Consider the following 5,524-nt stretch of genomic DNA (forward strand, 5'->3'; position numbering starts at 1 on the left):
ACCACCAAAAGCCGGATAATCACCAAACTGCTTGGGGAAAAGCACAAAGAAAAAATTGTTGAAGCCGCCCTGCTCAAATATTACTGCTCTGAAGAGCTCAAGCCCTATCAGGCGGAACTGATAAAAATGCAGGAACACCTGGAGCGGACAGGGAAAAAAATGATTGTTCTTTTTGACGGTCGGGATGCCTCCGGTAAAGGTGGAACCATCAGGCGCGTCACACGCTATATGAACGAAAAACGCTACAGGGTAATCGCCCTGGGAAAACCGAACGAATACCAGAAAACGGAACTTCATATCAAGCGATATATCGAGCAGTTCCCCCACGCCGGAGAAATTGTCCTCTTTGACCGGAGCTGGTATAACAGGGCAATGGTGGAACCTGTCATGGGATTCTGCACCCAGGCCCAGTACAAGAGATTTTTAAAGAAAGTCACCACCTATGAAGAAAACTTCATCCTTGACGGTGGCAAGACAATTCTCCTCAAACTCTACTTTTCAGTATCCAAGGAAGAACAGGCCCGCCGTTTTGAAAGACGCCGCAATGACCCGCTCAGACAGTGGAAACTCAGTGAAGTTGACCTGCAGGCCCAGGAACTCTGGGATGAATTCACCGAGAAAAAAAGGATACTGCTGCGCAAAACCCATAAGAAAAAATCACCCTGGTATGTTATTCGCTCCGACAACAAGCATCTGGCAAGGCGGGAAACCATGAAACTGATCCTCAGTGCCGTCAAATACCGGGGCAGGTCAAGAACGCTCAATTTCAAAGTCGACCCTGAAATTGTTATCCCAGGTGATGTTGAATACAAGCTCATGACCAGGGAAAAGAAAAAGTACGGTACAGCCCTAAAATAAGAATGTCCAAATTTGCTAAATATATCATAATATATTGAAATCAAGTCATATTTACATTTTTTCATTTTCTGAAGTGCAGGCTTTAGGTATTATTTTAAGGTAACAACTCAATGTCGTTAACCTGTGTCTGTCCAGAAATGAAATTTTTTGTTCGAGATCAAGGCGCACGGGAAATTGATTTTATTACCTCTGAACTGTAATTTCTCAAAAGTGCCGCAGATTTCTGCAGACTCTTTTGTTCGCCATAGCCTACCTATGCTGACAAAAGAGACCGAAAAAAGCTGGGGTGCCGGTGAGCAATTACCAGATAATTACAATACAAATCCCCACAGAAAAACGTAACCAGTGACAGGATTTTCAACGCAATGATCCTATTGCCTCTGACCACTTACTTAACAACAGGGAAATTCACATGGGTAAAAAAAACAATAAAAAACACAATAAAAAAGAACAGACCCCTGTAAAAATCAAACTGCTTGAAGAGACTGCGTTTAAAAATCTGCACACCAAAAGGGGGGATAACAGGACCGCCATCTGGATAAAAAACAGTCATCTTGCTTACGAGATCGAGTTGAAAAAGCTGCAGATAGAACTTATGAAACTGCAAAGTTCCATGAAGGCGACAGGCAAACGTATCCTGGCAATTTTTGAAGGTCGGGATGCCGCAGGAAAAGGAGGCACCATCAAACGGATTATTGCCCACCTCAATCCCAGGAACACCAAAGTCATTGCCCTGACAAAACCCAATGAGACTGAGGTTTCCCAGTGGTACTTCCAGCGCTACATCCCCCACCTGCCAGCCGCCGGGGAAATCGTCATCTTTGATCGAAGCTGGTATAACAGGGCCATGGTGGAACCGGTAATGGGTTTTTGTACGGATGAGCAGAACAAACGATTTTTAAAGGATGTTCCACTCCTTGAGGAAATGCTGGTCAAAGACGGCATCAAGCTGTTCAAGTTTTACTTCTCAGTATCCAAAAAAGTACAAAAGGAACGGTTTGATTCACGGAAGAAGGACCCCCTGAAACAGTATAAACTCTCACCTGTTGACAATCTGGCCCAGAAATACTGGCATAACTATTCCATCAGGAAATTCCAGATGCTCTCAGAAACCAATCGGACAATTGCCCCCTGGACAATTATCCGGTCCGATGTCAAAAAACAGGCAAGACTGAACTGTATGAAGTTCATTCTCAGTCAGATGGATTATGAAGGAAAACTGCCCAGGAAAGAGCTCGCCCCCGACCCGGGAATTGTTGTTTCAGGAATTGATGAACTCAAGCACATGGAAGACAACCTGATGCATCCGGAGAAGCTTCACGGCTGATTTTCCACAAACGAAATTCTGATTACCCATGAAATTCAGCCGGTTTCACAAGTATCAGGCTGAGTTTTGTACGTAATCAGCGTTCCACCTGGGCGTTGCCCGGTCAAATTTAAAAATAACTTTTGTTATTTAGAAGGAACGAAATTACCGGGCTCTACCACAGCATCTCTTATATTTTTTTCCTGAACCGCAGGGACAGGGCGCATTACGTCCTATCTTTTCCCCTTCTCTTCTGAGAGGCTGCTGCGCCCCATCAGCCGCAGACCCTGAACTTTTACTCATGCGCAGCTGCTCTTCCTCGTGCCGTCTCCTGCGTTCCTCTTCCAGCCGCTCAACCTCCTCCTCATGAACGACCCGGACTCGCATAAGACTGGATATCGTCTGACGTTTAATAGCCTCAATCACATTCTGAAACAGTTCATAACCCTCACGCTTATATTCATTCAGGGGGTTTTTCTGACCATAACCCCGCAGGCCGATACCCTCTTTCAGATGATCCATGGAAAGAAGATGATCTTTCCACTGGGTATCAACAATCTGCAGCAGAACTATTTTCTCAAGCTGTCGCTGGGTTTCAAAACCGTTTTGTTCATCCTGGGCCTTGTAAGCTTCTTTTACAAAGGAGAGCGTCTTTTCCTTGAAGGAATCAAATTTCAGTCCCCTTATTTCATCTTCAGACCACTCCGGAGCATTATGGAATGTTTCCTCCATTGTCGTTTTAAAACCTTCCCAGTCCCACTCTTCCGAATCGATTCGATCCTGGTAAAACTGTCCAACCACTTCGTCCACCAGATCTTCGATCATATCCTGGACAACTTCGGACACATCATCTCCTTCAAGAATCTGTCGCCGCTGCTGATAGATAACCTCTCGCTGAATATTCATGACATCATCATATTCCAGGAGATGTTTTCGAATATCAAAGTTATGACCTTCCACCTTTCTCTGGGCATTTTCAATAGCCCTGGAAATCATGTTATGTTCGATGGGTTCATCTTCCTCCATTCCGAGTTTCTCCATGATGCCGCTGATTTTTCCGGATCCGAAAATGCGGAGAAGATCATCCTCCAGAGAAAGAAAAAAACGGGAAGAACCGGGATCTCCCTGACGCCCGGAGCGGCCTCTCAACTGGTTGTCAATCCGCCTGGATTCATGGCGGGATGTACCAAGAATATGAAGTCCCCCCACTTCAACCACCCCTTCACCCAGTTTGATGTCCGTTCCCCGACCCGCCATGTTGGTGGCAATGGTGACTTTCCCCAGTTGTCCGGCTCCGGCAATAATTTCCGCCTCACGCTCATGGTGTTTGGCATTCAACACTTCATGGGCGATTTTTTCCTTTTTAAGCATCCGGGAGATTTTTTCTGAAACATCAATGGAAATGGTGCCCACCAGAACAGGACGCCCCTGTTCATGCATACTTTTGATTTCCCTGATTACCGCCCTGTATTTGGCCGCCTCGTTTTTATAGATGACATCGGCATAATCATCCCGGATCATAGGCTGGTTTGTCGGCATGACTACCACATCGAGATCATAGATTTTTTTGAATTCAGGCGCCTCCGTGTCCGCCGTACCCGTCATACCAGCCAGTTTTTCATACATACGGAAATAGTTCTGAAAGGTAATGGAGGCAAGGGTCTGGTTCTCTTTTTCAATACTCACCCCTTCCTTTGCCTCGAGAGCCTGATGGAGCCCGTCACTGTAGCGTCGCCCCTCCATGGTCCGACCGGTAAACTCATCTACTATCACCACCTGCCCATCCTTGACAATGTAATCCACATCTTTCTGGAAAAGGACATGAGCCTTGAGGGCCTGGTTCAGATGATGGAGCTTTTCTATGTTTGCGGGATCATAGAGGTTGTCAACGCCCAGCAGTTTTTCGCCAAGACCGATCCCGTCTTCAGTGAGAGAAACCTGTCTTGACTTCTCATCGACAACGTAGTGTTCGTCCTTTTTAAAGCGGGGAATAATCCGATCAACACTCCTGTACAGATCAGTGGAGATATCAGCAGGCCCGGAAATGATGAGCGGCGTTCTCGCCTCATCGATAAGAATTGAGTCGACCTCATCAACAATGGCATAATGAAAACCACGCTGGCAGAAATCGGCAAGTTCAAATTTCATATTGTCCCTGAGATAATCAAATCCGAATTCATTATTTGTCCCGTAGGTAATATCAGCCCCGTAAGCCGTCCGCCTCTCTTCATCACTGAGCCCATGAACAATTTTACCGCAAGACATCTTGAGAAACGAATAGACCTGGCCCATCCATTCGGCATCGCGGGCGGCCAGGTAATCATTGACCGTCACCACGTGAACACCTTTTCCAGTCAGGCCATTAAGATAGACCGGCAGGGTGGAGGTGAGGGTCTTTCCTTCACCTGTTTTCATTTCAGCAATCTTTCCCTGGTGGAGGATAACACCACCCACAAGCTGCACATCGTAATGCCTCTCACCAAGAACCCGCCGGGCGGCTTCCCGCATCACCGCAAAAGATTCCGGCAACAGATCATCCAGTGGTTCTCCTTTATTCAGCCTCTCCTTGAAATCCACCGTTTTGGCCGCAAGTTCATCATCAGCCAGGGGCTGGATATCCTTTTCAAGCTCGTTTATCCGATTTACCACAGGACGTATCTGTTTCAGTATCCTGTCATTACTGCTGCCAAAAACTTTTGTAAGTAATTTTCCAATCATTGTATTCGGCCAATCCTTAAAGTTATCTGAAATGAGGCACCACCCTGAATTCCTGACGGTTTCAGGATTATCTCTTTTTTATCGGTTTCTTTTTCGCATGTATGACCAGAGGCTCACTGAGCTCATCGGCATTTTTATCCACAACTGCCACTTTTTTGCCATAGGACGGAAGAAGCAGTGACTGCCCGGCCCAGACACCAAGAAGAAACATCCAGAGGAAGAGACAGAAAAGAATAACTCCGAGACCGGCAAGACCACCGCGTGTCAACTCGAATTTCAACTTCTTTGCCTTCTTTTTTCTGGTTGCCATGGGAAAACGTGACTGCACTCCTTGTAACGTAACTACTCACAGGGGTAGCAATTATATGATTTTATTACTTCTGAACTGTAATTGCTCACAGGTGCCGCAGATTTTTGCAGGCTCTTCTGTTCGCTATAGCCCACCTATGCGGACAAAAGAGACCGTGAAAAGCTGGGGTGCCTGTGAGTAATTACCTTGTAACTCCTTACAGGGGTAACAACTCTATGATTTTATTACTCTGAACTGTAATTGTTCACAGGTGCCACAGATTTTTGCAGGCTCTTCTGTTCGCTATAGCCCACCTATGTGGACAGAAGAGACCGTGAAAAGCTGGGGTGCCT

The 5,524-nt window shown here is 46.2% G+C and carries 4 protein-coding genes; 2 read left to right on the plus strand and 2 right to left on the minus strand.

All coding sequences use genetic code 11. The annotated features are described in order from the left end of the window. Positions 1–858: polyphosphate kinase 2 family protein (locus tag ACXLDX_RS04750; protein ID WP_457576049.1), on the plus strand; the 858-nt coding region annotated here is incomplete at its 5' end. A 412-nt stretch (positions 859–1,270) separates the two neighbouring features. Then, complete coding sequence (gene ppk2 / locus ACXLDX_RS04755; RefSeq protein WP_457576050.1) at positions 1,271–2,185, plus strand: polyphosphate kinase 2; 915 nt, start codon at positions 1,271–1,273, stop codon at positions 2,183–2,185. Between the two features lie 144 nt (positions 2,186–2,329). On the opposite strand, the gene secA is transcribed toward ppk2, so the two are convergent. Next, positions 2,330–4,882: a preprotein translocase subunit SecA gene (gene secA / locus ACXLDX_RS04760; protein WP_457576051.1), complete on the minus strand. Its 2,553-nt coding sequence runs from the start codon at positions 4,880–4,882 to the stop codon at positions 2,330–2,332. A 67-nt stretch (positions 4,883–4,949) separates the two neighbouring features. Further along, positions 4,950–5,192 carry a hypothetical protein gene (locus ACXLDX_RS04765; RefSeq protein ID WP_457576052.1) on the minus strand — a complete coding sequence of 81 codons (243 nt, stop codon included), beginning with the start codon at positions 5,190–5,192 and terminating at the stop codon, positions 4,950–4,952. Positions 5,193–5,524: the final 332 nt, after the last annotated feature.

This window comes from Desulfomarina sp. (assembly GCF_054039375.1).

Bases quoted from the DNA above. Each gene is read 5' to 3' on its own strand.
- ppk2 (WP_457576050.1), top strand. From the start codon at position 1,271: ATGGGTAAAAAAAACAATAAAAAACACAATAAAAAAGAACAGACCCCT.
- secA (WP_457576051.1), bottom strand. From the start codon at position 4,882: ATGATTGGAAAATTACTTACAAAAGTTTTTGGCAGCAGTAATGACAGG.
- ACXLDX_RS04765 (WP_457576052.1), bottom strand. From the start codon at position 5,192: ATGGCAACCAGAAAAAAGAAGGCAAAGAAGTTGAAATTCGAGTTGACA.